The organism is Arcobacter sp. L (genome assembly GCF_000284235.1).
GTDB lineage: Bacteria > Campylobacterota > Campylobacteria > Campylobacterales > Arcobacteraceae > Aliarcobacter > Aliarcobacter defluvii.
Genome location: NC_017192.1, coordinates 1,108,412 through 1,132,946, shown reverse-complemented (window position 1 = coordinate 1,132,946; position 24,535 = coordinate 1,108,412). Strand labels below are relative to the sequence as shown.

The window sequence follows — 24,535 nt, the reverse complement described above, 5'->3', positions numbered from 1 at the left end:
AAAATGCCTCAATTTTAAAAAAGGGATTAAATTTGTTTAGCTATGAAACACTAAAAAAAATCTTGTTCAAATTTGAGCCAGAAACTGCCCATCACATTGCAGAATTTGGACTTAAAGCCTTAGGAAAATGTAGAATTGCAAAAGCATATATGGAAAAGAAAAATTATATTTCTAATCCAAAATTAACTCAAGAAGTTTTTGGTGTAACATTTGCTAATCCAGTTGGACTTGCTGCTGGTTTTGACAAAAATGCAACTATGATAAAAGCTATGAAATCTCTAGGTTTTGGTTTTACTGAAATTGGAACAATGACACCTCGTCCACAAGATGGTAATCCAAAACCTAGAATGTTTAGATATCCTGAACAAAAATCAGTTCAAAATGCCATGGGATTTAATAATTTAGGAGCGCATACTGTTTTAAAAAACTTAAAAAAAGTTTATCCTTTTTCTATACCAATTGGTGTAAATATAGGTAAAAATAAAACTACCCCAGAAGAGTTTGCATTAAGTGATTATAAAACTTTAATTAAAAAATTTGAAACAACAAATGATTATTTAGTTATAAATATTTCAAGTCCAAATACGCCAAACTTAAGAGATTTACAAAATGAAAAGTTTATTACTGAACTTTTTGTTATGGCAAAAGAGATGACAAATAAACCTATTTTGTTAAAAATTGCTCCGGATATGGAAGCATCTGTTGCTATTGATTTATGTAAATGTGCAGTAAATGCAGGTGCAGATGGAATCATAGCTACAAATACAACTATTGATTATAGTTTAGTTCCAAATTGTCAAAATTTTGGTGGTTTAAGTGGTGCTTGTTTAACACAAAAATCTGCTAATTTATTTAAAGAATTAGCACGTGAACTATTTGGAAAAACTATTTTAATCTCTGTTGGTGGTATTTCAAATGGTGCTCAAGCTTATGAAAGAATAAAAAATGGAGCAACACTTGTTCAAGCATATTCTGGGTTAATTTTTGAAGGTCCTTCAATGGTTAGAAAGATAAATGAAGAAATTTTAGAACTTCTTGCAAAAGATGGTTTTGAAAATATCAAAGATGCTATTGGAGCAAATTTAAAATAAAAAGGAAAAATAATGAATAGTACAAAAATCAATAACTTATTTAAACTATTTGCTATTCAATTTTCACTATTAATAATGATTTCGGGAGAATCTATGGGAAGTAATTTACCAAAATATTATACAAAAACATTAGAAAATGGATTAGAAATTGTCGCAATTCCTATGAAAAATAGTTCAAATGTAATATCAACAGATATTTTTTACAAAGTTGGAAGTAGAAATGAAAAAATGGGTAAAAGTGGAATTGCTCATATGTTAGAGCATCTAAATTTTAAATCTACAAAAAATTTAAAAGCTGGAGAATTTGATGAAATAGTAAAAGGTTTTGGAGGAGTAAATAATGCCTCTACATCTTTTGATTATACACATTATTTTATCAAATCAAGTTCTAAAAATATGGATAAATCATTAGAACTTTTTTCAGATTTAATGGAAAATCTTACACTTAAAGATGAAGAATTTCAACCAGAACGTGACGTAGTTGCAGAAGAAAGACGTTGGAGAACAGACAATAATCCAATGGGATATTTGCAATTTAGATTGTTTAATAATGCTTATATCTATCATCCATATCATTGGACACCAATTGGATTTATGAGTGATATTCAGAATTGGTCAATCGAAGATATTAGAGATTTTCATAGTACGTATTATCAACCAAAAAATGCAATTGTTGTAGTTGCAGGTGATATAGATGAAAATGAAGTTTTTAAATCAGTTGAAAAACATTTTAAAAATATTAAAAATACAAAAGAGATTCCTTCAAAACTTCATACAGTTGAGCCAAAACAAGATGGAGAAAAAAGAGTAACTGTACATAAAGATTCTGCTGTACAGATGATAGCAATTACTTATCATATTCCAAATTTTGAAGATAAAGATCAAGTTGCATTAAGTGCATTAAGTGAACTTTTAAGTAGTGGAAAAAGTTCTATTTTACAAAAAAGACTAATAGATGAAAAAAGATTAGTAAACACAATTTATGCTTATAATATGGAATTAAAAGACCCTGGATTGTTTATGTTTATAGCAGTTGCAAATGAAGGAATTTCTGCTTTAGAAATTGAAAAAGAAATTTTAGATACAATTGCGCGAATCAAAAAAGGTGAAATTTCTCAAAAAGATATAGATAAAATAAAAATCAATACAAAAGCTGATTTTATTTTTTCATTAGAAAGCTCAAGTGAAGTAGCTTCTTTATATGGTTCTTTTTTAGTTAGAGATAATATTCAACCTCTTTTAGATTATGAAAAGAATGTAGAAAAACTATCAAAAGAAGATTTGATTAATGTTGCAAATAAATATTTAAATAAAAACAATTCTACAACAGTTATTTTAAAGGACGAAAAAAAATAATGGACTATTCTATTAGTAAAACAAATTTTGGAGAAAAACCTGAGTTTGAATATCCTAAACCTCTCTTCTTAGAAGAAATGGGAGAAGATGGATTAAAAAAACTATTTAGTGATTTTTATGATTTAATAATTGATAGTGACATTGGAAATTTTTTTCCTCAAGATGAAAAAGAGTTAGAAAAAGTAAAAGCGCATAATGTTAAATTTTTTATTGAGGCTTGTGGTGGAGAAAAACATTATTCAAATGCTGTAGGACATTTTGATATGTTAAAAACTCATAAACAATTTTCAATAACTGAAAAAGCAAGACGTGAATGGCTTGGTTGTATGGAAGAAGTTTTAAAAAAGATTGATATTTCTGATGAAGCAAAACAAAGTTTTTGGAATTTTTTAGAAACATTCTCAAAACATACTGTAAATGTTGATGAAAGACAAGAATTAGAAGATTTAGTAGTAAAAAAAGGATAAATATGGATATTATTACCGGTGCAATGACCGCACTAATCACACCATTTAAAAATGGAAAAGTAGATTTACAAAAATATGAGTCTTTAATAAAAAGACAAATAGCGCAAGGAATAGATGCAGTTGTTCCAGTAGGAACTACAGGAGAAAGTGCAACTTTATCACATAGTGAACATAAAGAATGTATAGAAGTAGCTGTTGCGGTTTGTAAAGGAAGTGGTGTAAAGGTAATTGCAGGAGCTGGTTCAAATGCTACACATGAAGCATGTGATATAGCAAAACATGCACAAGATGTTGGTGCAGATGGACTTTTATCAGTAACTCCATACTACAATAAACCAACTCAAGAAGGTTTATATAAACATTATAAAGCAATAGCTAACTCAGTTGAAATTCCTGTTATGCTTTATAATGTACCTGGAAGAACAAGTGTTGATTTATCTGCTGATACAGCAATAAGATTATTTGATGATGTAAAAAACATCTATGCCATAAAAGAAGCAACAGGTTCATTAGAAAGAGCAATATCTTTATTATCTCAAAGAAAAGATTTTGTTGTAATTTCTGGTGATGATTCAGTTGATTTTCCTATGCTTGTAACTGGAGCTAAAGGAATCATTTCAGTAACAGCAAATTTATTACCTAACTTAAAATCTCAATTAGTTAAAGATGTATTTGAAGGTAATTTAGATAGTGCAAGAAAATTGAGTGAAGATTTATATGAACTAAATAATGTATTATTTTGTGAAAGTAATCCTATTCCTATTAAAGCTGCAATGTATATAGCAGGATTACTTGATACATTAGAGTATAGACTTCCACTAACAAGTCCAAGTAATGAAACGATGAAAAGATTAGAAAAAACTTTAGTAAAATATGAGGTAATTAAATAATGAGTAACAATATGAAGGGGAAGACTTTAGTAATTTCTGGAGGAACAAAAGGAATTGGTAAAGAGTGTGTTTATAAGTTTGCAAGTAATGGAGTAAATATTGCATTTACATATAATTCAAATGGTGAAATTGCACAAGAAATTTGTAGAGATGTTGAGACTAAATTTGGTGTTAAATGTAGAGCTTATCCTTTTAATATCTTAGAGCCTGAAAAATATAGTGAATTATTTGAAGAGATTGATAAAGATTTTGATAGAATTGATTTCTTTATTTCAAATGCAATGATTTATGGAAGAGCTGTTGTTGGTGGTTATGGTAAATTTATGAAATTAAAACCAAGAGGACTAAACAACATTTATACTGCAACTGTAAATGCATTTGTATGTGGTGCTCAACAAGCTGCAAAAAGAATGCAAAAAATTGGAGGTGGAGCGATTGTTTCTCTATCATCAACAGGAAATCTAGTTTATATTGAAAACTATGCAGGTCATGGTACAAATAAAGCTGCTGTTGAAGCTATGGTTAGATATGCAGCAACTGAACTTGGTGAATTTAATATCAGAGTAAATGCTGTTTCAGGTGGTCCTATTGATACAGATGCACTTAAAGCATTCACAAATTATGAAGAAGTAAAAGCAAAAACTGCTGAATATTCACCATTAAATAGAATTGGTCAACCAGAAGATTTAGCTCAATCTTGTTATTTTTTATGTACAAATGATGCTTCATGGATTACAGGACATACTTTAATTGTTGATGGTGGGACAACATTTAAATAATGTCAAAAGCACTAAATTTACCAAATATATTAGCACTTTTTAGAATAGCATTAGCTCCGCTAATGCTATGGTTTTTTGTGGATAGAAATAATCCAATTTTTTCTTCTTGGCATCCATCTTGGTTTGATTATTTTGCAGGTTTAATTTTTGTAATTGCCTCTGTTACTGATTTCTTTGATGGTTTTATAGCTAGAAACTGGAATCAAATGACAAAATTAGGTGGAATATTAGATCCACTTGCAGATAAAATGTTAGTTTTAGCTGGTTTTCTAGGATTAATGGTAATAGACAGAGCCAGTGCTTGGGCAGTATTTTTAATTCTTTCAAGAGAATTTTTTATAACTGGACTTAGAGTTGTTGCAGTTAGTGAAGGTAAAGACGTAGCCTCAACAATGGCAGGAAAAATAAAAACTGTTGTTCAAATGATTGCTATTGGTTTTTTAACAATGAATTGGCCTTTTGCTACTGAATTTTTATGGCTAGCTGTTATTTTGACAATCTATTCTGGATATGAATATACTAGAGACTATTTTAAATATTAAAGGTTTTTTTTGGGTACTATAACATTTTTACTTGTTTTATCATTTTTAGTTTTTTTTCATGAATTAGGGCATTTTATTGCTGCTCGTTTTTTTGGGGTTAAAGTTCATGTATTTTCAATTGGATTTGGGAAACAACTTTATGCAAAAGAATGGATGGGAACGACTTGGCAATTTGCATTAATTCCTCTTGGTGGATATGTAAAAATGAAAGGTCAAGATGATTCAAATCCAGCATTAAAAGAAGATGGTGATGATTCATATAATACAAAAAAACCTTGGCAGAGAATTATAATTTTATTTGCTGGACCTTTTGCAAATTTTATACTTGCTGCTGTTTTATATTTTATTATTGCATTAATGGGAGCTACAACTTGGGCTGCACAAGTTGGAACAGTTCAAGAAAACTCACCTGCATATCAAGCTGGAATCCTTCCAAATGATGAAATTCTTAGAATTAATGATACTGAAATTACTTCTTGGGATGAAATTGGTAAGACTATTATCAATACAGAGGGAGCTTTAAAATTCTTCATAAAAAGAGATGGTCAAATTATTGCAAAAACTATAAGTCCTCAAATCTCTGATAGTGAAAATATGTTTAAAGAAAAAATTAAAAAAAGAATGATTGGGATATCACCGTCTGGAAAAATCATAACTCTTGAATTAACATTTCCTCAAGCTTTAGTTTATGCTTATGAAAAAACAATTTTTGCATCAACTATGATTTTTCAAGGTGTTCAAAAACTAATTCAAGGTGTAATCCCAAGTAGTGAAGTGGGAGGAGTAATTAGTATTGGAAAAGTGATTTCAGATGCAAGTGAAAGTTCTATTATTGCACTATTTGCAATAACAGCATTAATATCTGTAAATCTTGGTGTTTTAAATCTTCTTCCAATTCCAGCCCTTGATGGTGGACATATTATGTTTAATTTATATGAAATGATAACTAGAAAAAAACCAAGTGATCAAGTATTTTTATTTTTGACTATTTTTGGATGGGTAATTTTAGGAAGTCTAATGCTTCTTGGAATTTATAATGACATAAATAGAATATTTTTAAATAATTAAAAGAGATAAAATGGATAAAAAAACTGCAACAAAAAATTTAGATGATGTTATAACAAAAGTTGAAGGTGCAAGACTGAGAATTTCAGAGCATCATATTGTAAAAATTATTGGTATTTCGAAATACTCATCTATAGAAGATATAAAAATCCTTTATGAGGCAGGTCAACGAGCTTTTGGAGAGAATAAAGTACAAGATTTAAAAACAAAAAGTGAAGAACTAAAAGATTTGCCAATTGAATGGCACTTTGTAGGAACTTTACAAAAAAATAAAATTAATAATTTAATTGATTTAAACCCAACTTTAATTCACTCTTTGGATTCTTTAGATTTAGCTATAGAACTAAATAAAAAGTTAGAGATTAAAAACAAAAAACTTTCTGCCCTACTACAAATTAACTCAGCTTATGAAGAGACAAAATCAGGAGTATCACCTAAAGTAGCTATTGAAACTTATAAACAAATAATTGAACAATGCCCAAATATCATACTAAAAGGTGTGATGAGTATTGGTGCACATACTGAAGATGAAAAAATCATAAAAGAATCTTTTAAAACAACTAAAAAAATCTATGATGAATTAGTTCCTCTTGGAGCAAAATATTGTTCAATGGGAATGAGTAGCGATTTTGAATTAGCAATTGCATGTGGTTCAAATATGATACGTGTTGGTTCAACTTTATTTAAAGATTAATTTCTTTAAATAATCATTCATCTTCTCTCTCCCCTTTTTTATATTATTTGATTGTAAAATAAATTATTTTTTCTTTTTCTATAACTTTATTTTTAATTAATTTAACTAAATATACATAATTATATATGAATTATGACAAAATTATTTTATAATAACACTCAACATTTTATTGTTAAAAAACAAAAAAAGGGAAATTTAATGTTTTTACACTTGCATACGAAAAAAAGAATATTACTTAATATGCTTCTTAGTCAATTAGGATTTGCAATAATTAGTACTGTTGCTATATTAAGTGATTATAAGATTGCTGCAATAATTAGCATAAATATTGTTTTTACAATTATTATTGCATATATCAGCTACAACTCGATGAAAAGAATAGTAGGAGGAATTGAAAGACTTAAAAAATATCTTGATGATTTAATGGATTTTGTTTTTTTTAGAACAAACCATATTAGAAAAGCTCAATATATTAAAAATGATGATATAGGATATATCTTAAAAGAATTAAATCTTTATGTAGATAAATTTGATGAAATGAGAAAAAATGATATGCACGTATTAGGAGAAATTGTAATTGCTCTTAATAAAGTTTCTCAAGGTATATATACATCAAAAATACACTCTGATTCTAGTAATTTTATGATTCATGCTTTAAAAAAAGTAGTCAATGATATGTTATCAAAATCAAATGATAACATGGAAGAATTAGTTTCAATTGTAGAAAAATATACTCAACAAGATTATCGTTCTCAAATGAAAATAAATCCTATTTTAAAAGGAAAAATGCTCATTACAATGCAAAGAATTAATCAATTAGGAAAAGAATTAAATGAAAATGCTAAACAAAATTTACAAAATGGAAATTTATTAGAAAAGAATTCTACAATGATGAATAAGTCTGTTGAAAATCTGGCTTCAAAAGCAAATGAACAAGCTGCATCATTAGAAGAAACTGCTGCATCATTAGAAGAAATAACATCTATTACAAAAAACAATACGCAAAATGCTTCAAAAATGGCAAATCTAAGTAAAGATGTAAAAGATTCTGTAATTTTAGGTGAAAAACTTGCATATAAAACGGCATCATCTATGGATGAAATAAATGAAAAAGTTGAAGCAATAAATGAAGCAATAAATATAATTGATCAAATAGCATTTCAAACAAATATTCTATCACTTAATGCAGCAGTTGAAGCAGCAACAGCAGGAGAAGCTGGAAAAGGATTTGCTGTTGTTGCACAAGAAGTAAGAAACCTTGCAAGTAGAAGTGCAGAAGCAGCACGTGAAATCAAAGATTTAGTTGAAAATGCTACATCAAAAACAAGTGAAGGTAAAAAAATATCTGATGAGATGAGTAAAGGATATGATAATTTAAATCAACTAATCTCACAAACTATTAATATTATTCAAGATGTAAGCACAGCTTCAAATGAACAATTAACAGGAATAGAACAAATTAATCATGCGATTTCTATGTTAGATAAAGTAACACAAGAAAATGCAAATGAAGCTAATATTGTGGCTAATATTGCAAATGAAACACTTGTAATGGCTCAATTATTAGTTAAAGATGCAAAAAGTAAAAAAGTAAGTTAAGAGGAAAAACAATGAATCAAGAAATTATATTAGATGACTTTGCTTTTTTAGTAAGTGAAACAGATGAAAAAGGAAATATTATATTTGCAAATGATGATTTTTGTACTCTTGCTGAATACAGTGTAGATGAGCTTATTGGAAAACCACATAATGTTGTAAGACATAAAGATATGCCAAAAGCAGCATTTAAAGATCTATGGGCAACTATACAAAAAGGTAATGTGTGGACAGGTTATGTAAAAAACTCAACAAAATCAGGAAACTATTATTGGGTTTATGCAACTATTTTTCCAACTATAACATCAGAAGGTACAAAAGGATTCATTTCTTGCAGAAGAAAAGCTACACAAGAAGAGATAAATGAAGCTAGTGAACTTTATGAAAAACTAAATAAAAATGAAAAATAACTATTTAAAATTGTTCCTAAATTTATATTAGGAACAATTTTTCTCACTTCTTATTTTAGTGATAGTTTTTCCACCTATTGCATAATTATCTGCACTAACTTCTTCTATAATTACAACAGCCGTTGAAGCTCCTCTTCCATTAAATACTTTTGCAAAAAGTTCAGTAATACCTTTTGACAATTCTTCTTTTTGCTCTTTTGTTGCGCCACCATCTTCATGTGTCATTTTTATATTTATTACTGGCATTGTAATCCTTTAATTAAATTTTTATATAATATCAATAAAAGTGATGCTAAGTCAAATATAAAATAATGATTACTGATATAAGGAAAAGTGATATGGATTCGAATTTATTAAAAGTTTTTGTTGAAGTTGCAAATGAAAAAAGCATTTCAAAAGCTGCAATTAACTTAGAATTTGCACAATCAAATGTAACTTCAAGAATAAAGCAATTAGAAAAATCTTTAGAAACAACTCTTTTTTATAGAGTTCCCAAAGGAGTAATTTTAAGTAAAGAAGGAGAAAAGCTCTACCCATATGCACTTGAAATTGTAAAAAAAATTGAACTTGCAAATTATGAAATGAAAAATATAAATCAACAAAAACATCTTATAATTGGTTCAACAGAATCAAATGCAAGTACAAGAATAATTCCTTTTTTATTACAACTTCATGAAGATTTTTCAAATATGAGTTTAGAATTAATTACAAATACTACAAAAGAAATCACAAAAAAAGTTTTGGATTATAAAGTTGATATTGCATTTATAAGTGGTTTTCCCAAAAATGACGAATTAATGATATTAAATAAAATTGAAGAAAATATAGTTTTAGTTGAATCAAAAGAAGAAAATACATCAAATACTTTTTTATCATTTAAAAATGGTTGTGCATATAATGACTTTGGACAAGAATATCTAAAAAAGATTTCTGAAAAAGAGTTGAAAAATCTTGAATTTGGAAACTATGAAACTATCTTAGGTTGTATAAAAGCTGGTATGGGAAAAAGTATTTTGCCACTTAGTATAATAAAAAAGCTAAACTATGAAAAAGATTTAAAAATTACAGAACTATCAAAAGATATTGTAAATCTTCCAACTTGTATGGTTTGTAGAAAAGATAATCTTCCTAGAATAAAAAACTATTTAGAAAATTTCAAATTCTAGGATTTTTATCTTTTAATTTAAAGCGTTTTTGAATTTTTTTAATTCTTCTTCAATTGATGGAACTCTCATAAAATGTTCACCAATTAAAAATGCATCAGCTCCAATAGAGTTCAATCTTTTGATAACTTCTACATCTGAAACTCCAGATTCTGCAACAATTATTTTTCCATTTGGAATTAATGGAATTAATTTATCGCATAAACTCATATCCATTTCAAAAGTATCAAGATTTCTATGATTTATTCCAATTATTGTAGCTCCACATTTGATAGCTTTTGTTAAATCTTCTTTATCATGAATTTCAACTAAAACTTCAAGTCCTAAGTGAATTGCATAATCATAAAGCTCTTTTAACTCTTTTGTTTCTAAAGCTTTAGCGATTAATAAAATAAAATCTGCTCCATAAACTAAAGCTTCAACAATTTGATATTTATCAACAATAAAATCTTTTCTTAAAAGTGGAGTTGGTACATATCTTCTAATTTGAGTTAAATACTCTAAATTACCTTTAAAATAATGAGGTTCAGTTAAAACTGAAATTGCATTTGCTCCACTATTACTATAAGCTTGGGCAATAACTAAAGGATCAAAATCCTCTTTTATAATCCCTTTACTTGGACTTGCTTTTTTAACTTCGGCAATTATCCTAATTGGTTCATCTTTTGTTGAAGTTAAAAATGGTTTTACATCTCTTGGAGTATATGGATTTGAAGATAATGTTCTTCCTAATAAATCTAAACTTATCTCTTTTTTTCTAATTTCTAAATCTTGTTTTGTTTTTTCTATAATCTCATCTAAAATCACTCTTTACACTCCTTAATTTTTTCCCAATGTAATTTTATCTCTTCATCATCTAAACCTACTTCATCAACAACTTGTTTCATATATTTATAGGCTTCTTTACAATTTTTTACTTTATATTCACCCCAAGCTAATGTATCAAGATAAGCTACATTTGTAGGATCTTTTTCAAGAGCTTTTTTTACTAATAAAAGCCCTTTTTGTATATCAATATCAAAATCAATAAGAATGTATGCTAAATAGTTTTGATATATATGATTATCTTCTGTTTGTAATACTTTATCAAATTTTGAGATAACATCAAATAATATACTTTTTTTATCTTTTGCCATTTCAAATTCTAAAATTGCTTGTTGAGCTAAAAAATCCATATTATTAGAATTTTTATATAATTTATTTAATAAATTATAAGCTTTTTGTGATTGATTTGTCATTCTATATAAATTTAACAAAATTTCATCTTCTTCACCATTTTGTTCCCAAAAATCAATAATAGTTTTTACATCATTGTTTATTACATATTTTAGAAAAAGTGCTTTTGTTTTATTTACTAATAATTGATTATCATTTTTTTTGTAATAAAAATACATCTCTTTTAGAAATTTAACCAATCTATCTTGAGCTTTTAAATTTTCATAAAAACTCAATAATTGAATGGATAAATTAAAATCATAATCATTTTTATGTGCATAATTTTCAAGCTGTTTTATTGCGTCTTCTTTTTGATTTAAATTAAAAAATTGAATATTAGTTAATGTTAATAATGTACTAATTGAATTATTTAAAAAATAAGCATTTCTTAAAGCATCATAAGCTTTTAAATATTGTTTATCTTCAAGATATATACTTCCTAATAATTCATAATTAATACTGTTTTTATATAAAAAAATTAATTTTTCTGCATTAAAAATAGCTTCTTGCTTTTCTTGTAATTTAAATAAAGAAAAAGCATATAATCTTAAAATTATCTCTTCTTCTTTAATATTATCTTTCATATATTTAGAAGCATTCTCTTTAACTAAATAATACTCTTTTAATTGTGTTGCCAATGTAAGATATTTAACTAAATATTCATAATTATTTGTATTTTCAAATAATTTTAAATAAATATCCCTTGCATTTAAATACATTCTTTGATTTTCTGATTCTAAAGCATAAATAATATAGAAATCTTCTAAATCAAAAGGTTTTGTTTCAACCTTTACAAAATTTGTTTTTTTAACTTCTTTATTCTCTAAATTAATATCTTTTGTACTACATCCACTAAAAATTAATAGTAATGAATAAAAAATTAAAGATTTTTTATAGCTGGACACTCTTTATAAACCTCTTCTTCATTTTCTTTAAAATAATCCCAAAAAGGGAAAGTTCTACATTGCATCGGTCTTACGGGATAAATTGAACACTGTTTTTTTTCTAAATTAAAAAAACAGCAAGCAAAATTATTTGAACCTAATTTTACCTCTTTTATGCTATATTTATAACCTATTTTATTTAAATATCTAATTTTTAATTCTTCAACTGGTAAATTTAGATAAAAAGCTAAAGCTTGAATCTCTTGAGCATTAATCCAAATATATCCACTTTCTCCTATACAACAATTTCCCTTACAAGAGTCACAGCCCTTTGGATCAAATGCAAAATTAAATCCTTCTTTTTTTAATAATTCACTCAAAATCTGCCTTTATGCTATATGTAGAAGATTTTTCATATATTGATTCTACTTCTTTTGTAAAACTATTATTCTCATCAAAAACAACTAAAGGATTCATAATTTTGGTTAATGTTTTTGAATTCTTTTTTGCATAAATCAAAACTAAAGTTGCATCTTTTGAAACTTTTGAATGTACAAATTGTAAAGCTTCAAGATTAAATTTATATTTATTTAATAACAATAATATTTCATTTATTTGTTTAGAATCATAACAAAAAAAGAATTTTCCATCTTCTTTTAAAATCTCATAACTTCTTTTAATTAATTTTTCTAAAGGTAAAGAGTCATTGTATCTTGCAATTTTTAAAGATTTATTTTCACTTTTAATTACATCACAGTGATAAAAAGGTGGGTTTGAAACACAGATTTCAAACTTTTTTTCAAAACTTATCTGATCATATGAACCAATATACATTTTTGTATTAATTTGATTAATCTGTGCATTTTTTGTTGAGAAAAATTGAAACATTTCTTGAATTTCACACTGATTTAAATTCAATTTTCTATATTCATTGGAAACTAATAAACCTAAAATTCCACTACCACTACCAATATCTAAAAGCTCACCTTTTATATTTTTATATTTTTTAAAATTTTCACAAATAAAATAAAACAAAAAATGAGTATCACTGTTATAGCAATAACCATTTTTAGGCTGATATAAAACCAAAAATCTTCCTTTTCTAATTTATTATAATTATATCTAAGTTTTACAAATTTATATTTTAATTATATTATTAATTAACTCTTCCAATATTAAATTAGATTAATTTTTTAAGCTTATTTATATATTGAAGTGGCTTTTTTTCAGATACTTTTTTTTGTTGTAGCAAAATGTAACAAGACTTAAATTCACTTAAGAAAATCATAAATTTTATTTATCTTTGGAATGTTTATTGCTATTATTCAAAGATAATATATTGAGTTTGTTCAAGTATTGATTTTAAAATAATTTAAGGAGAGATTATGTCTAATATGGAAGCTCCTGCAAATACTCCTGTATGGGTAAATGAAGCTAGATGTAAGGCATGTGATAAGTGCGTTTCAGTTTGTCCAGCCGGTGTACTTGCGATGAGACAAGAAGTTCATTCTACTTTAGGTTCAATGATAAAAGTTGTTCATCCAGAATCATGTATTGGTTGTATGGACTGTGAATTAACATGTCCAGATTTTGCAATTTACGTTGCTGATAAAAAAGAGTTCAAATTTGCAAAATTATCAAGTGATGCAAAAGAAAGAAAAGAAAAAATAGTTAAAAATAACTATAGAATATTAGATGAAGATTTGTAAGGAGAATTGATGTCAAGAGAAGTAATTTCAACAGGAAATGAACTTGCAGCAAAAGCTGCAATTGATTCAGGTTGTGAGTTTTTTGGTGGTTATCCAATTACTCCTTCAAGTGAAATAATGCATGTACTTTCTTCTGCGTTACCTGCGCGAGGTGGAGTTTCTATTCAAATGGAAGATGAGATTTCTGGTATTTGTACAGCTTTAGGTGCTGCAATGTCAGGGAAAAGAGCAATGACTGCAACTTCAGGACCTGGTATCTCTTTAAAAGCAGAGAATTTAGGTGTTGGATATATTTCAGAAGTTCCTTTAGTTGTTGTAAACGTTATGAGAGGTGGTCCATCAACTGGTCTTCCTACAAGAGTTGCTCAAGGTGATATTTTACAAGCTAAAAATCCAACTCATGGTGATGTTAAATCTATTACTTTAGTTCCAGGAAATTTAAGTGAATGCTATACAGAAACTGTAAGAGCATTTAATTTAGCTGATAGATTTATGCAACCTGTTTTTGTTTTATTAGATGAAACTATTGGACATATGAGTGGAAAAGCTATAATTCCAGAATTAGAAGAAATTGAAAAAAGTAAAATTGTAAGAAAAAGATTTGATGGTGATAAAAAAGATTATAAACCTTATGGTGTTGAGTCAGATGAACCAGCAGTTTTAAATCCAATGTTTGAAGGTTATAGATATCACTTTACAGGACTTCATCATGGACCTACAGGTCATCCAACTGAAGATGCTGAAGTTTGTGATGCATTAATGAAAAGATTATTCAAAAAAGTTGATGCACATTTAGATGAATTAGAATTAAATGAAGAATATATGTTAGATGATGCTGATATTATGATTATTGCTTATGGTTCAGTTTCATTAGGTGTTACAGAAGCTATTAATAGATTAAGAAAAGAAGGTATCAAAGTTGGTATGTTTAGACCATTAACTATTTGGCCAAGCCCAGCAAAAAGAATCAATGAATTAATGAAAAAATTTGACAAAGTATTAGTTGCTGAGTTAAATATGGGTCAATTTGTAGAAGAAGTACAAAGAGTATCTGGAAGATCTGATTTTGATACTTTATTCAAAGCAAATGGAAGACCTTTATCTCCACTAGAAATTATTGAAAAAGTGAAAGGAATGTAATCATGGCTTTTAATTACGATGAATATTTAAGAACAGACAAAATGCCAACATTATGGTGTTGGGGATGTGGTGATGGAGTTATTTTAAAAGCTGTTATTAGAGCCATTGAAAAACTTGAATGGAATATGGATGATGTTTGTGTTGTTTCAGGAATTGGATGTTCTGGAAGATTTTCTTCATACATTAACTGTAATACTGTTCACACAACTCACGGAAGAACTTTAGCTTATGCAACTGGAATTAAACTAGCAAATCCAGACAAAAAAGTTATTGTTGTTGGTGGAGATGGTGATGGTCTTGCAATTGGTGGAAATCATACAATTCATGCTTCAAGAAGAAATATTGACTTAAATTATATTATTATTAATAACTTTATTTATGGATTAACAAACTCTCAAACAAGTCCAACAACTCCTCAAGGAATGTGGACTGTAACAATGAGTAGAGGAAATATTGATCCAACTTTTGATGCTTGTAAATTAGTTGAGGCAGCAGGTGCTTCATTTGTTGCAAGAGAGACAATGATTGATCCTAAAAAACTTGAAAAAACTTTAGTTAAAGCTTTTGAACACAAAGGATTCTCATTTATTGAAGTATTCTCTAACTGTCACGTTAACTTAGGAAGAAAAAATAAAATGGCAACAGCTATGGCAAACTTAGAATGGATTGATTCTATTTCTATGTCAAAAACTAAATTTGATAAATTAGAGCCAGAAGAGCAAAAAGGAATTTTCCCTACTGGTATTTTAAAACAAGATACAGAAGCTATGGAATATTGTGAAGCTTATGAAAAAGTAAAAGAAGCTCAAAAAAATAAAACTATGGTTCAATTATAAGAAGGAGTTACACATGGCAGCAAATAGAACATTAATGAGATTTACAGGTGTTGGTGGACAAGGTGTACTTCTTGCAGGTGCGATTTTCGCAGCTGCAAAAATCAATAACGGTGGATATGGATTAAAAACTGCTACTTATACTTCTCAAGTAAGAGGTGGTCCAACTGTTGTTGATATTACTTTACAAGATGAAGAGATTTTATATCCTTATGCAAATGATGGAGAAATTGATTTTATGTTATCAGTTGCACAAGTTTCATATAATCAATTTAAAAAAGGTGTAAAAGAAGGTGGAGTTATAGTTGTTGAACCAAATCTAGTAACACCAACTGAAGAAGATAGAAAAAAATGGAAAATCTATGAGATTCCAATTATTACTATTGCAAAAGAAGAAGTTGGAAATGTTATTACTCAATCAGTTTTAGCACTTGCAATGGCTAATTATTTTACTGGTGAAACTGTACCAAATGAAATATTAAGAAAAACTATGCTTTCAAAAGTACCTGAAAAAGTACATGAAATCAATAATAAAGCTTTTGATTTAGGTTTAAAATACGCTAAAGAAGCAGCTGAGAAATCTGCATAAAACAAAGCCAAAAGGCTTTGTTTTAGCATTAATCATTTTTTATATACTTTTTATACTCTTCAATTTTTTTTTCTAATCTTTTTGCTAAATAGATATTTGAATTTCCTAAACATGATAAAATAAAACTTGCTTCTTTTTGATAATCTTTAATTTTTTCATTACTCCAATGTTTTGGAGGAATAGCTAAATTTACTATTCTATCAGCAAGTTTAACCATTTGAATTTCATAAGGTTGAGTAAGTAATCGCTCAATACTATCTCTCATTTGTTCTTGTTTTGACGTTAATGTTTTATTTTTAGTTAATGCTTCAACACCATCTGCAATCAAAGGACCAAACTTCACATATAATTCATCATAAGTAATCTTTGTATCTTCAATAATATCATGCAATAATGCACAACTTATTGCTAAATCTGCTTTTTTCTCATCTAACTTTGATTTTTCACAAGCATTAATAACTTCCATTGCAACACATGTTATATGAAAAAGATAAGGTAATTCTTTTGGCGTTTTTTGTTCACCATGTGCCAAAGCAGCAAACTCTAAAATTTCAGTATAATTATCTTGTGAAAACACTATCTAATCCTTTTTTTGCTGATTATTAATTATATTATCACTTTTTGAAAAATTAATTAACTCTTCTACAATTTTTATTTTATTTTTATCTATATTCTCTAAACTTTTTTGGAAAACAATTGCTGTAGTTAAAGCATCATAATAAGCTCTATGATGATTATCAACATTAATATTTAAAACTTCTTTTAAAGAACTTAATCCATATTTTTCAGATTGAATAGTTCTTTTTGTTAAATCAATAGTACAAAGTTTTCTATTCAATAATTTTCCTAAATTATATTTTTCAAAAGAATCAGAAATAAATGTATAATCAAATTTAATATCATGTGCAACAAAAACATCATCTCCTAAAAAAATCTTAAAATCTTGTAAAACTTTTTCTAATCGTGGAGCATTTTCTAACATATTTGGAGTAATTTTTGTAACTTCTTGAACATAAGGAGGAATCTCTTTTGCATAAACTAAAGAATCAAATTTATCAATAATTTCTCCATTTTTATATTTCACAGCTCCCAATTCAATAATTTGATAACCTTTTTTTGCACTCCCACCATTTGTTTCTATATCAACTATACAAAAAACTTGTTCATTTATAAGAGTTTTTGTTGTTCTTAGAAATACATATTTATCATCAAAATCTAATGGTAAACCATTTGATATAAGTAATTCAAATTCTAATTCAGGATTTTCATATATTGTATCACTAGCTTTTTCTAACAATTCAAAAAACTCAGTATACAAAATAGGTTCTTTTAATAATCTTTGTAAAATATTTTGTAATTTTATTTGAGATTTAGGAATAATCCTTTTATTTGATTTCATTTGCCTCTTTTACAAAATCAATCATTTTTTGTCTATCTTTTATTCCTTTAACTTCTGATTCTACACCAGAACTAACATCAACACCATAAAAACCAAAACCATTTATCTCTTTTAAATTTTTAGTTGTTAATCCACCAGCAAGTATAAACCTAGAACAATCAATATTTTCAAACCAATCAAGGGCTATTCTTTTACCTTCTCCACCAAAACTATCAACAAAAGCATCAACTAAATAATATTCTTTATTTAAATTCAATAAATCTTTTTTCTCTTTAGCTCTGATTACTTTTATATATTTGGGAGCAATTTTTTCATAATTTAAAACATCAAAATCATCAATTATTTGAGCTAATTGCATTTTTGCATCAGTACAAACTTCATTGATAAATTCTTCTGTTTCATTTACAAATAGACCAACTGTTTGAACAAAAGGAGGAAGCTTTTCAGCAATCTCTTTTGCTTTTAATGGTTCAATATATCTTGGTGATTTTTTATAAAATACAAAACCTAATGCACTTGCACCAGCATTTATTGCTTCTAGTGCATCTTGCAGATTTGTTATTCCACAAATTTTTACTCTCATTTTACACCTGCAAACTTTTTATAGCTTTACTATAATCATCATTCCCAAATACATAGGATCCAGCAACAACAACGTCAACTCCGGCTTCTTTTAAATCATAAATATTTTTATCATTAACTCCACCATCAACTTCAATTAGACAGTTTGGATTTCTTTTGTTTATTAACTCTTTTAGTTTTTTTGCTTTTTCAATAACTGAAGGAATAAATTTTTGTCCTCCAAAACCTGGATTTACAGACATTAATAAAACCATATCTAAATCTTCTAACAAATACTCTATTGATTCAGGTGTTGAATGTGGATTTAAAACAATAGCCGGTTTTATTCCATAATCTCTTATTTTTTGTATAAGTCTATGAGGGTGTTTTTCACTCTCAATATGGAAAGATATATATTCTGGTTTGCAAAGTGCAAAAAGTTCTACAAAAAATGTATTATCTTCAACCATTAAATGTATATCCAGTGGTTTTGTCGCTACTTTAGCAACAGGATTTACTACAACTGGACCAATTGTCATATTAGGAACAAAATGTCCATCCATTACATCAACGTGAATTAAATCACATCCACCATCACAAATAGCTTTTATTTCATTTGCTAAATTTCCAAAATCTGCAGATAATATAGAAGGTGCAACAAGCATTGAAAATAACCTTTTTTTCTAATTTTTGCCGATTATATCATTAAAACTCTTTTATAAAGTATAAAAATTTGTATATAATATCTTTTGGTGTACAATAAAATAAAAAAATAAAATGGTAATTTATGAAAAAATTTTTATCCTTATTGATATGTAGTTTTTGTTTAGCAGAAGATATAAATAATATCTATGAAGAAGCAAAAAAGCAAGAAGAGTTAGGAAATTATAAAGAAGCTATGCTTTTATACAAAAAAGCTGCAACATTAAACATTTCAAAAGAAGATACATATCTATTTAATCTAAAAAAAAATCATGAAAATGAAGAAGATAGAACTTATACTACAATGAAAAAAGAGTTTTACCTAAAACAAATAGATAGATTAGATGATGAAGAGACTGAAAAAAGTTTAGAACAACTTATAACTAAAGATTTTAATTTATATCCTTATAAAAAGAACTATTTATTGCCAGTAAATTATAGCTTCAATGATATTGAAGGTAGAAAAAATACAGAAACAACTTTTCAAATAAGTCTTGAGAAACCTATTTCTTACAATTTTTTTGGTTTAGATGAATCAATTAGTGCAGCTTATACACAAAAATCTTTTTGGCAAACAACAAAAGATTCTTCCCCTTTTAGAGAAACTAACTACGAACCAGAGATTTTTGTAACATTACCATATAAAGAAACTTCTATTTTAAAAGCTTATAAATTTTCTTTATTACATGCTTCAAATGGTAAAAATGAAGAAGAATCAAGATCTTGGAATAGATTATATCTTGAAGGATATTTTCAATTTTCTAATTTATTCTTAATTCCAAGAGTTTGGTATAGAATTCCAGAAGAAAAAGGAAGTGATGATAATTCAGATATAGAGGATTATTATGGATATGGAGATTTGACTTTATTATATGCTTATAAAAAACATACATTTGAACTTTTATTAAGAAATAATTTAAAATTAAATGACTCAAATAAAGGTGCTGTTGAGCTAAATTGGACATTCCCTCTTCCTGAATTTTTATCAACAAAAAACACTTATGGTCTTTTACAACTATTTTCAGGTTATGGGAATAATCTAATTGATTATGATAGAGAAATAAATAAAATTGGAATAGGAATAGTTTTTTCTAGATAATTTATTTTTTTAAATTTTTTATATAGTAATAAATTGCTTCTATTTCTTCTTCAACTAAAAAATATGTAGGCATTACATTTGCATAATAAATTAGTTTATCGCAAACTTGTTCTTTATCAAATTTAAAATTTGGATTTTTTTTAGAGTTAACTTTTGTAGAAAAAGTTTCATAATCTATATCTTTTATATCAGGTGCAACTAAACTACAATTATAAACTTTTTTTTCATATTCTGGTTGATGTTTAAATTCTACAATTTTTTTACCTCTTGCATCATCTCCATGACAACTATTACACCCTATTCCTCTAGGATTATTATAAAGCATTTTTCCATATTCATATTTTGTAATAAATGAATTATTAATATCCAAATTTGGTATAGATTCATTTGTTGTTACAGTTTCTTGTGCTATTACATTTAGAATTGATAAAAAAAATAAAAAAACAATTTTTGACATTTAAAATCCTAACTTTTCTTTATTTTTTAAAAACCAGTAAAAACTAAACATCAATCCTGGAGTTTTTGCTTTTTTTTCATCAAAAATAAAATCATCACATTCATTTAAAGGAAGAAAAAACAATTCAATCTCTTCATCATTTATTCCACCACCTTGATGAATTTTCATTGACTCATCAATTGTTGCAAAATATAAATACTGTTTTGCTCCACTAATTCCAACATTCGTATGAAATGATGTAATTTTTGAAATATCATTTATATGAACTTTATATCCACACTCTTCATCTATTTCTTCAATAACTATCTCTTCAATTGATTTTTCTTTATCAATTAATCCTGCACATAATTCATATGTAAAAGTAATCGAATTATCATTTAAATAAACAGGTGCACGAAATTGTTTTACTAATAAAAAAGACTCTTTTTCTTTATGATATAAAAGTATTGATACACTATCATGACTTTTTACAGCTTCCCAAGTTTTTTCTTTTCCATTTTGAGAAAATGTAACTTTTATTGGATTAATATATTTTGTGTTTTTTAATTCTGAAATTTTAAAATTGTCAATAATATTTATCATAAATAATCTTTTATAAATTTTTTCGTATTCTAACAAAAAAAATATTCATTTTACTTTTGTAAAATATCTTTAATGACAATTGATGAAAAATCTATACTAAAAGTGCTTTCTTTATCAACAAAAGATTTTAATTCAAGAGATAAATTATATTCATCACAAACTCTTTTTACTATATCTAATCCTATTCCAAATCCACCTTCTGTGTTATTCCCTCTTTTATATCTTTTAAAAATCTCTTTTTGATCTTCTTTACTAATTCCTATTCCAAAATCTTTTACTTTTAAAATATTTTTTTCTAAAGAAACTTCTATAACAGAATCCTTTTTACTGTATTTTATAGCATTAGAAAGAAGATTATTTACAATTTTTTGAGTTTTTGTTCTATCCATTTTTATAAAACAATCCTCTAAATCTGAATTTATTGTAATATCTTTTGTTATTGAAATATCATTAAAAAACTCTATACTTTCACCAACTAAATCTTTGAGATTGAACTCTTCAAAAACATCTTCATTTAATTCATTAAAAGCTGAAAAATGAATATCATTATAAATTTGAGAAATCTGTTTTGAACTACTTAAAATATATTTCATCATTTTTTGAGGATTCTTTCCATTTTTCAACATAGAAACAGAAGTCATCAAAACTGAAATTGGTGTATTTAACTCATGGGCTGAATCTTTTATAAATTTATCCAATGCTTCAACTCTTTGTCTAACAGGATTTAATAAAATTTTAGATAATAAATAACCAATAAAACCAATAAAAATAGCACTCAAAAATAAAATTACTAAAATAAAAATTTGTAGTTTATTTTTATTTTGAACCTCTTGACAAGTTTCTAAAACAATATATTTTATTGGAATATTTTCTTCATCTAAAGTTGTAATAAAATAGTTATAAAACTCATTTACATAACTATCTTTTGAAAAATCAACTTCAAAATTTTTATCTAAATATGAAAAAATTACTTTTTTATCTTTATTAAAAAGTCCATATTTTATATTTATATTTTCCAATTTATTTGGATTAAACTTTTGATTTTTCATATATTTATTTATAATTTCATTTTTTATGTGCATTGAAGCGTTATGTAATTCCATCGTACAACTCTCTTCAAGCATTTTTGTTTCATTTTTATAATAAATATACAAAATTACACCTATTAATAAAATTGCTGAAACTACATAAATTGTTAAAAAACTAATAAGTGCTTTTTTTTCATTTCTATTCAAATCTATATCCTACTGCTCTTATTGTTGTAATTTTTTCTTTTCCAATAATTTCTCTTAAATTTTTTATATAAACTCTAATTGTTGCATCTGTAGGCATTTCATCATAAACCCAAATATTTTGTAATAACTCTTCATTTGAAATTATTCTATTTTTATGAGTACAAAAATATTTTAATATATCTCTTTCTTTTTGAGCTAAATTGATTGTTTCATTATTTTTAAAAATTTGGCAAGAAAGAGGCTCAAAAAATATATTTTCATCAATCTTTATTTTATTATTTTGCTCTATTAAAAATTGTCTGCAAAGCTTCAAAATACGTTGGTCTAATTCTTCTAAATCAAAAGGTTTTTTTATATAATCATCTACACCATTTTCAAAAGATTCTTTTAAATGTTTTGTATCTTGATAAGCTGTTAAAATAATAATAGGAGTATTATTTTTATACTCATTTCGTACACGTTTTAAAACCTCAATTCCTGAAATTATAGGAGTATTAATATCAAGTAATGCAATATCAAATTTTTTATCAATTAAAGATTCCAAAGCATCTTGTCCATTTGCACACAAAGTTACTTCATAACCTTTATCCACTAAATGTTCATTGAGTAAATCACTTAAGGCAACATCATCTTCTAATAACAAAACTTTCATATAAAATCCTAATATATAATTTTTATTATATTAAACTTTTGTTTATTTAGTGTGTATGCAACTATTTAATTAATTTAAAAAATCTTAAAACTTTTCCTTGAATAACTACATATAAAACTGAACAAATAAGCGCTATTATTGTTCCAAAAACAATACCTATTTTTGCATAAGCAAAATATACAACTAAAGAATAAATAACAACTGAACTTAATCCATAAGGAGTGTTTTTTATTACTGTTCTTGCTTGAAATCTACTGTGTCTAAAATGAATAATTAACATTAAAGGTAAAAGAATAGTAGGAAAAGATGAAAAAATTCCTGCGATATTTGATGGTACATATTTTGGTAAACTAGAAATTATCAAAAATATAGATATAGTTAAAAGTGACCTAAAAAATATATCACTTATTGAAGTTTTTATTTTTTTATCAATAGCAAAATTCTCTTTTTTTGCAAAATATATAGTTGCAATTAACATTAAAGTAATAACAATAACAGGGGTTAAAACCACATGAGGTGGAACATTTGCTAAGATAAATGCAATAATTAAATATGAAATAAAAGAGATGAGTAAAGATAAAAATATCTCTAACTTTCCTTTATAAAAAGTACTTGCGTAATAACCAATAGAAAAGGCTAAAGCCGCAAAAAGTCCATGAATATTATATAAAGCAACATTTGTTACATAATCAACACCATTTTCTATTGCAAAAAACAAAAGTGTAATTGCACTTCCAACAGGAAGCCCAGATAAAATCCCAGAAATTCTAGGACTTACTTTTTCAGCAATAAAACTTAAACTTAAAACAAGTGATACAACTGCGATTGATTTTATTATTAATAGTTCTATAATTCATCCTTTAAAATAAAGAATGAATTATATATCAATTACACATAAATTATATATAAGTAAGATTTTTATCTGAAGTTATCAAATACTAAAGGAGCTTTTAGTTCTAAACTTCTTAGGTGTTTCATGATTGTTTGTAAATCATCAATATTTTTTCCAGTAACTCTTATTTCATCACCTTGATTTACAGCTGTAACTTTTAATTTTAAATTTTTTATTTCTGTTTGAATTTTTTTAGCTTCATCTTTTTCAATACTATCAACTATTTTAAAAGTATATTTTCTATTTCCACCACTAGAATCTTCTTTTTTTATCTCTTCTAAAGAGTTAATAGAAATTTCTCTTTTATTCATTTTTGAGATTAAAATATCCATCATTGCATCGATTTTATTATCACTTGAAGATACTAATATTAAAGTTTTTGCTCCAATATTTAAATCTATTTCTTTACTTATTCCTTTAAAATCATATCTATTATCAATCTCTTTTTGAGCTTGAATTACTGCATTTTTCATCTCTTGCATATCTAATTTTGCTGAAATATCAAATTGATGTTCTTTTGCTGCCATTATTAT

The 24,535-nt window shown here is 26.3% G+C and carries 31 protein-coding genes; 16 read left to right on the top strand and 15 right to left on the bottom strand.

Annotated elements, in window-relative coordinates; all coding sequences use genetic code 11:
• The first annotated feature begins 32 nt into the window (after nt 1-32).
• From ABLL_RS05665 to ABLL_RS05620, 10 genes are all read left to right on the top strand, one after another.
• Complete coding sequence (locus ABLL_RS05665; RefSeq protein ID WP_014473819.1) at nt 33-1,091, top strand: quinone-dependent dihydroorotate dehydrogenase; 1,059 nt, start codon at nt 33-35, stop codon at nt 1,089-1,091.
• A 12-nt stretch (nt 1,092-1,103) separates the two neighbouring features.
• Nucleotides 1,104-2,447, top strand: coding sequence for a pitrilysin family protein (locus ABLL_RS05660; protein WP_014473818.1), 1,344 nt, complete (start codon nt 1,104-1,106; stop codon nt 2,445-2,447).
• On the top strand, nt 2,447-2,914 hold the full coding sequence (locus ABLL_RS05655; RefSeq protein ID WP_014473817.1) for a globin: 468 nt from the start codon (nt 2,447-2,449) through the stop codon (nt 2,912-2,914). The genes ABLL_RS05660 and ABLL_RS05655 overlap by 1 nt, the downstream gene beginning before the upstream one ends.
• Entirely contained in the window at nt 2,911-3,804 is an 894-nt protein-coding gene (gene dapA, locus ABLL_RS05650; protein ID WP_258239369.1) for a 4-hydroxy-tetrahydrodipicolinate synthase, read from the top strand. Before ABLL_RS05655 ends, dapA begins: the two co-directional genes overlap by 4 nt.
• Nucleotides 3,804-4,583, top strand: a complete 780-nt coding sequence (locus ABLL_RS05645; RefSeq protein WP_014473815.1) for an enoyl-ACP reductase — start codon at nt 3,804-3,806, stop codon at nt 4,581-4,583. Before dapA ends, ABLL_RS05645 begins: the two co-directional genes overlap by 1 nt.
• A complete protein-coding gene (gene pgsA, locus ABLL_RS05640; protein WP_014473814.1) occupies nt 4,583-5,125 on the top strand; it encodes a CDP-diacylglycerol--glycerol-3-phosphate 3-phosphatidyltransferase in 543 nt (180 codons plus the stop codon). Before ABLL_RS05645 ends, pgsA begins: the two co-directional genes overlap by 1 nt.
• A gap of 9 nt (nt 5,126-5,134) precedes the next feature.
• Nucleotides 5,135-6,193, top strand: a complete 1,059-nt coding sequence (rseP, locus tag ABLL_RS05635) for an RIP metalloprotease RseP (protein ID WP_014473813.1) — start codon at nt 5,135-5,137, stop codon at nt 6,191-6,193.
• Nucleotides 6,194-6,203: 10 nt separating this feature from the next.
• The gene (locus ABLL_RS05630) at nt 6,204-6,884 is read left to right on the top strand and encodes a YggS family pyridoxal phosphate-dependent enzyme (protein WP_014473812.1); all 681 of its coding nucleotides are present in this window, start codon (nt 6,204-6,206) and stop codon (nt 6,882-6,884) included.
• A 132-nt stretch (nt 6,885-7,016) separates the two neighbouring features.
• Nucleotides 7,017-8,483, top strand: coding sequence for a methyl-accepting chemotaxis protein (locus ABLL_RS05625; protein ID WP_371325616.1), 1,467 nt, complete (start codon nt 7,017-7,019; stop codon nt 8,481-8,483).
• An 11-nt stretch (nt 8,484-8,494) separates the two neighbouring features.
• Nucleotides 8,495-8,890 carry a PAS domain-containing protein gene (locus ABLL_RS05620; protein ID WP_014473810.1) on the top strand — a complete coding sequence of 132 codons (396 nt, stop codon included), beginning with the start codon at nt 8,495-8,497 and terminating at the stop codon, nt 8,888-8,890.
• Between the two features lie 27 nt (nt 8,891-8,917).
• Here the strand turns inward: ABLL_RS05620 and ABLL_RS05615 are convergent, their stop codons facing one another.
• Nucleotides 8,918-9,136: a 4-oxalocrotonate tautomerase family protein gene (locus ABLL_RS05615; RefSeq protein ID WP_014473809.1), complete on the bottom strand. Its 219-nt coding sequence runs from the start codon at nt 9,134-9,136 to the stop codon at nt 8,918-8,920.
• A 92-nt stretch (nt 9,137-9,228) separates the two neighbouring features.
• Here ABLL_RS05615 and ABLL_RS05610 point away from each other — a divergent pair, with 92 nt between their 5' ends.
• A complete protein-coding gene (locus tag ABLL_RS05610) occupies nt 9,229-10,056 on the top strand; it encodes a LysR family transcriptional regulator (RefSeq protein ID WP_014473808.1) in 828 nt (275 codons plus the stop codon).
• A gap of 12 nt (nt 10,057-10,068) precedes the next feature.
• Here the strand turns inward: ABLL_RS05610 and trpC are convergent, their stop codons facing one another.
• The 4 genes from trpC to ABLL_RS05590 are packed head-to-tail and all read right to left on the bottom strand — an operon-like array spanning nt 10,069 to nt 13,241.
• Entirely contained in the window at nt 10,069-10,860 is a 792-nt protein-coding gene (gene trpC, locus ABLL_RS05605; RefSeq protein WP_014473807.1) for an indole-3-glycerol phosphate synthase TrpC, read from the bottom strand.
• The gene (locus tag ABLL_RS05600) at nt 10,857-12,173 is read right to left on the bottom strand and encodes a hypothetical protein (RefSeq protein ID WP_014473806.1); all 1,317 of its coding nucleotides are present in this window, start codon (nt 12,171-12,173) and stop codon (nt 10,857-10,859) included. The genes trpC and ABLL_RS05600 overlap by 4 nt, the downstream gene beginning before the upstream one ends.
• Nucleotides 12,149-12,532 (bottom strand): YkgJ family cysteine cluster protein, encoded by a 384-nt coding sequence (locus ABLL_RS05595; RefSeq protein ID WP_014473805.1) that lies wholly within the window; start codon nt 12,530-12,532, stop codon nt 12,149-12,151. Before ABLL_RS05595 ends, ABLL_RS05600 begins: the two co-directional genes overlap by 25 nt.
• Nucleotides 12,525-13,241: a tRNA1(Val) (adenine(37)-N6)-methyltransferase gene (locus tag ABLL_RS05590; protein ID WP_014473804.1), complete on the bottom strand. Its 717-nt coding sequence runs from the start codon at nt 13,239-13,241 to the stop codon at nt 12,525-12,527. The genes ABLL_RS05595 and ABLL_RS05590 overlap by 8 nt, the downstream gene beginning before the upstream one ends.
• Before the next feature lie 296 nt (nt 13,242-13,537).
• Between ABLL_RS05590 and ABLL_RS05585 the strand changes: the two genes are divergently transcribed.
• From ABLL_RS05585 to ABLL_RS05570, 4 genes are read left to right on the top strand one after another with little or no spacing between them, the layout of a single operon-like run.
• Nucleotides 13,538-13,861: a 4Fe-4S dicluster domain-containing protein gene (locus ABLL_RS05585; RefSeq protein ID WP_014473803.1), complete on the top strand. Its 324-nt coding sequence runs from the start codon at nt 13,538-13,540 to the stop codon at nt 13,859-13,861.
• A gap of 9 nt (nt 13,862-13,870) precedes the next feature.
• Entirely contained in the window at nt 13,871-15,001 is a 1,131-nt protein-coding gene (locus ABLL_RS05580) for a 2-oxoglutarate synthase subunit alpha (RefSeq protein ID WP_014473802.1), read from the top strand.
• Between the two features lie 2 nt (nt 15,002-15,003).
• Complete coding sequence (locus ABLL_RS05575) at nt 15,004-15,837, top strand: 2-oxoglutarate ferredoxin oxidoreductase subunit beta (protein WP_014473801.1); 834 nt, start codon at nt 15,004-15,006, stop codon at nt 15,835-15,837.
• 13 nt (nt 15,838-15,850) lie between these two features.
• Entirely contained in the window at nt 15,851-16,423 is a 573-nt protein-coding gene (locus ABLL_RS05570; RefSeq protein ID WP_014473800.1) for a 2-oxoacid:acceptor oxidoreductase family protein, read from the top strand.
• Between the two features lie 28 nt (nt 16,424-16,451).
• On the opposite strand, the gene ABLL_RS05565 is transcribed toward ABLL_RS05570, so the two are convergent.
• From ABLL_RS05565 to rpe, 4 genes are read right to left on the bottom strand one after another with little or no spacing between them, the layout of a single operon-like run.
• Entirely contained in the window at nt 16,452-17,000 is a 549-nt protein-coding gene (locus ABLL_RS05565; protein WP_014473799.1) for an HD domain-containing protein, read from the bottom strand.
• Nucleotides 17,001-17,003: 3 nt separating this feature from the next.
• Nucleotides 17,004-17,822: a 3'-5' exonuclease gene (locus ABLL_RS05560; RefSeq protein WP_014473798.1), complete on the bottom strand. Its 819-nt coding sequence runs from the start codon at nt 17,820-17,822 to the stop codon at nt 17,004-17,006.
• Nucleotides 17,809-18,405 (bottom strand): phosphoribosylanthranilate isomerase, encoded by a 597-nt coding sequence (locus tag ABLL_RS05555; protein WP_014473797.1) that lies wholly within the window; start codon nt 18,403-18,405, stop codon nt 17,809-17,811. The genes ABLL_RS05560 and ABLL_RS05555 overlap by 14 nt, the downstream gene beginning before the upstream one ends.
• Before the next feature lies 1 nt (nt 18,406).
• Nucleotides 18,407-19,048 (bottom strand): ribulose-phosphate 3-epimerase, encoded by a 642-nt coding sequence (rpe, locus tag ABLL_RS05550; protein ID WP_014473796.1) that lies wholly within the window; start codon nt 19,046-19,048, stop codon nt 18,407-18,409.
• A gap of 122 nt (nt 19,049-19,170) precedes the next feature.
• Between rpe and ABLL_RS05545 the strand changes: the two genes are divergently transcribed.
• The gene (locus ABLL_RS05545; protein WP_014473795.1) at nt 19,171-20,184 is read left to right on the top strand and encodes a phospholipase A; all 1,014 of its coding nucleotides are present in this window, start codon (nt 19,171-19,173) and stop codon (nt 20,182-20,184) included.
• 1 nt (nt 20,185) lies between these two features.
• On the opposite strand, the gene ABLL_RS05540 is transcribed toward ABLL_RS05545, so the two are convergent.
• The 6 genes from ABLL_RS05540 to ABLL_RS05515 form a co-directional block, all read right to left on the bottom strand.
• Nucleotides 20,186-20,641, bottom strand: a complete 456-nt coding sequence (locus ABLL_RS05540; protein WP_014473794.1) for a c-type cytochrome — start codon at nt 20,639-20,641, stop codon at nt 20,186-20,188.
• The gene (locus ABLL_RS05535) at nt 20,642-21,223 is read right to left on the bottom strand and encodes an NUDIX hydrolase (protein ID WP_014473793.1); all 582 of its coding nucleotides are present in this window, start codon (nt 21,221-21,223) and stop codon (nt 20,642-20,644) included.
• A 50-nt stretch (nt 21,224-21,273) separates the two neighbouring features.
• On the bottom strand, nt 21,274-22,458 hold the full coding sequence (locus ABLL_RS05530; protein ID WP_014473792.1) for a HAMP domain-containing sensor histidine kinase: 1,185 nt from the start codon (nt 22,456-22,458) through the stop codon (nt 21,274-21,276).
• Nucleotides 22,451-23,110 carry a response regulator transcription factor gene (locus tag ABLL_RS05525; RefSeq protein WP_014473791.1) on the bottom strand — a complete coding sequence of 220 codons (660 nt, stop codon included), beginning with the start codon at nt 23,108-23,110 and terminating at the stop codon, nt 22,451-22,453. Before ABLL_RS05525 ends, ABLL_RS05530 begins: the two co-directional genes overlap by 8 nt.
• Before the next feature lie 61 nt (nt 23,111-23,171).
• Nucleotides 23,172-23,828 (bottom strand): hypothetical protein, encoded by a 657-nt coding sequence (locus tag ABLL_RS05520; protein WP_014473790.1) that lies wholly within the window; start codon nt 23,826-23,828, stop codon nt 23,172-23,174.
• 200 nt (nt 23,829-24,028) lie between these two features.
• Complete coding sequence (locus ABLL_RS05515) at nt 24,029-24,529, bottom strand: YajQ family cyclic di-GMP-binding protein (protein WP_014473789.1); 501 nt, start codon at nt 24,527-24,529, stop codon at nt 24,029-24,031.
• Nucleotides 24,530-24,535: the final 6 nt, after the last annotated feature.

What these genes read in the sequence shown, in the direction of transcription:
- ABLL_RS05660 (WP_014473818.1), top strand. Translation starts at nt 1,104, where the DNA reads ATGAATAGTACAAAAATCAATAACTTATTTAAACTATTTGCTATTCAA.
- ABLL_RS05655 (WP_014473817.1), top strand. Translation starts at nt 2,447, where the DNA reads ATGGACTATTCTATTAGTAAAACAAATTTTGGAGAAAAACCTGAGTTT.
- ABLL_RS05645 (WP_014473815.1), top strand. Translation starts at nt 3,804, where the DNA reads ATGAGTAACAATATGAAGGGGAAGACTTTAGTAATTTCTGGAGGAACA.
- pgsA (WP_014473814.1), top strand. Translation starts at nt 4,583, where the DNA reads ATGTCAAAAGCACTAAATTTACCAAATATATTAGCACTTTTTAGAATA.
- ABLL_RS05630 (WP_014473812.1), top strand. Translation starts at nt 6,204, where the DNA reads ATGGATAAAAAAACTGCAACAAAAAATTTAGATGATGTTATAACAAAA.
- ABLL_RS05625 (WP_371325616.1), top strand. Translation starts at nt 7,017, where the DNA reads ATGACAAAATTATTTTATAATAACACTCAACATTTTATTGTTAAAAAA.
- ABLL_RS05620 (WP_014473810.1), top strand. Translation starts at nt 8,495, where the DNA reads ATGAATCAAGAAATTATATTAGATGACTTTGCTTTTTTAGTAAGTGAA.
- ABLL_RS05615 (WP_014473809.1), bottom strand. Translation starts at nt 9,136, where the DNA reads ATGCCAGTAATAAATATAAAAATGACACATGAAGATGGTGGCGCAACA.
- ABLL_RS05610 (WP_014473808.1), top strand. Translation starts at nt 9,229, where the DNA reads ATGGATTCGAATTTATTAAAAGTTTTTGTTGAAGTTGCAAATGAAAAA.
- ABLL_RS05585 (WP_014473803.1), top strand. Translation starts at nt 13,538, where the DNA reads ATGTCTAATATGGAAGCTCCTGCAAATACTCCTGTATGGGTAAATGAA.
- ABLL_RS05580 (WP_014473802.1), top strand. Translation starts at nt 13,871, where the DNA reads ATGTCAAGAGAAGTAATTTCAACAGGAAATGAACTTGCAGCAAAAGCT.
- ABLL_RS05575 (WP_014473801.1), top strand. Translation starts at nt 15,004, where the DNA reads ATGGCTTTTAATTACGATGAATATTTAAGAACAGACAAAATGCCAACA.
- ABLL_RS05570 (WP_014473800.1), top strand. Translation starts at nt 15,851, where the DNA reads ATGGCAGCAAATAGAACATTAATGAGATTTACAGGTGTTGGTGGACAA.
- ABLL_RS05560 (WP_014473798.1), bottom strand. Translation starts at nt 17,822, where the DNA reads ATGAAATCAAATAAAAGGATTATTCCTAAATCTCAAATAAAATTACAA.
- ABLL_RS05555 (WP_014473797.1), bottom strand. Translation starts at nt 18,405, where the DNA reads ATGAGAGTAAAAATTTGTGGAATAACAAATCTGCAAGATGCACTAGAA.
- rpe (WP_014473796.1), bottom strand. Translation starts at nt 19,048, where the DNA reads ATGCTTGTTGCACCTTCTATATTATCTGCAGATTTTGGAAATTTAGCA.
- ABLL_RS05545 (WP_014473795.1), top strand. Translation starts at nt 19,171, where the DNA reads ATGAAAAAATTTTTATCCTTATTGATATGTAGTTTTTGTTTAGCAGAA.
- ABLL_RS05540 (WP_014473794.1), bottom strand. Translation starts at nt 20,641, where the DNA reads ATGTCAAAAATTGTTTTTTTATTTTTTTTATCAATTCTAAATGTAATA.
- ABLL_RS05535 (WP_014473793.1), bottom strand. Translation starts at nt 21,223, where the DNA reads ATGATAAATATTATTGACAATTTTAAAATTTCAGAATTAAAAAACACA.
- ABLL_RS05525 (WP_014473791.1), bottom strand. Translation starts at nt 23,110, where the DNA reads ATGAAAGTTTTGTTATTAGAAGATGATGTTGCCTTAAGTGATTTACTC.
- ABLL_RS05515 (WP_014473789.1), bottom strand. Translation starts at nt 24,529, where the DNA reads ATGGCAGCAAAAGAACATCAATTTGATATTTCAGCAAAATTAGATATG.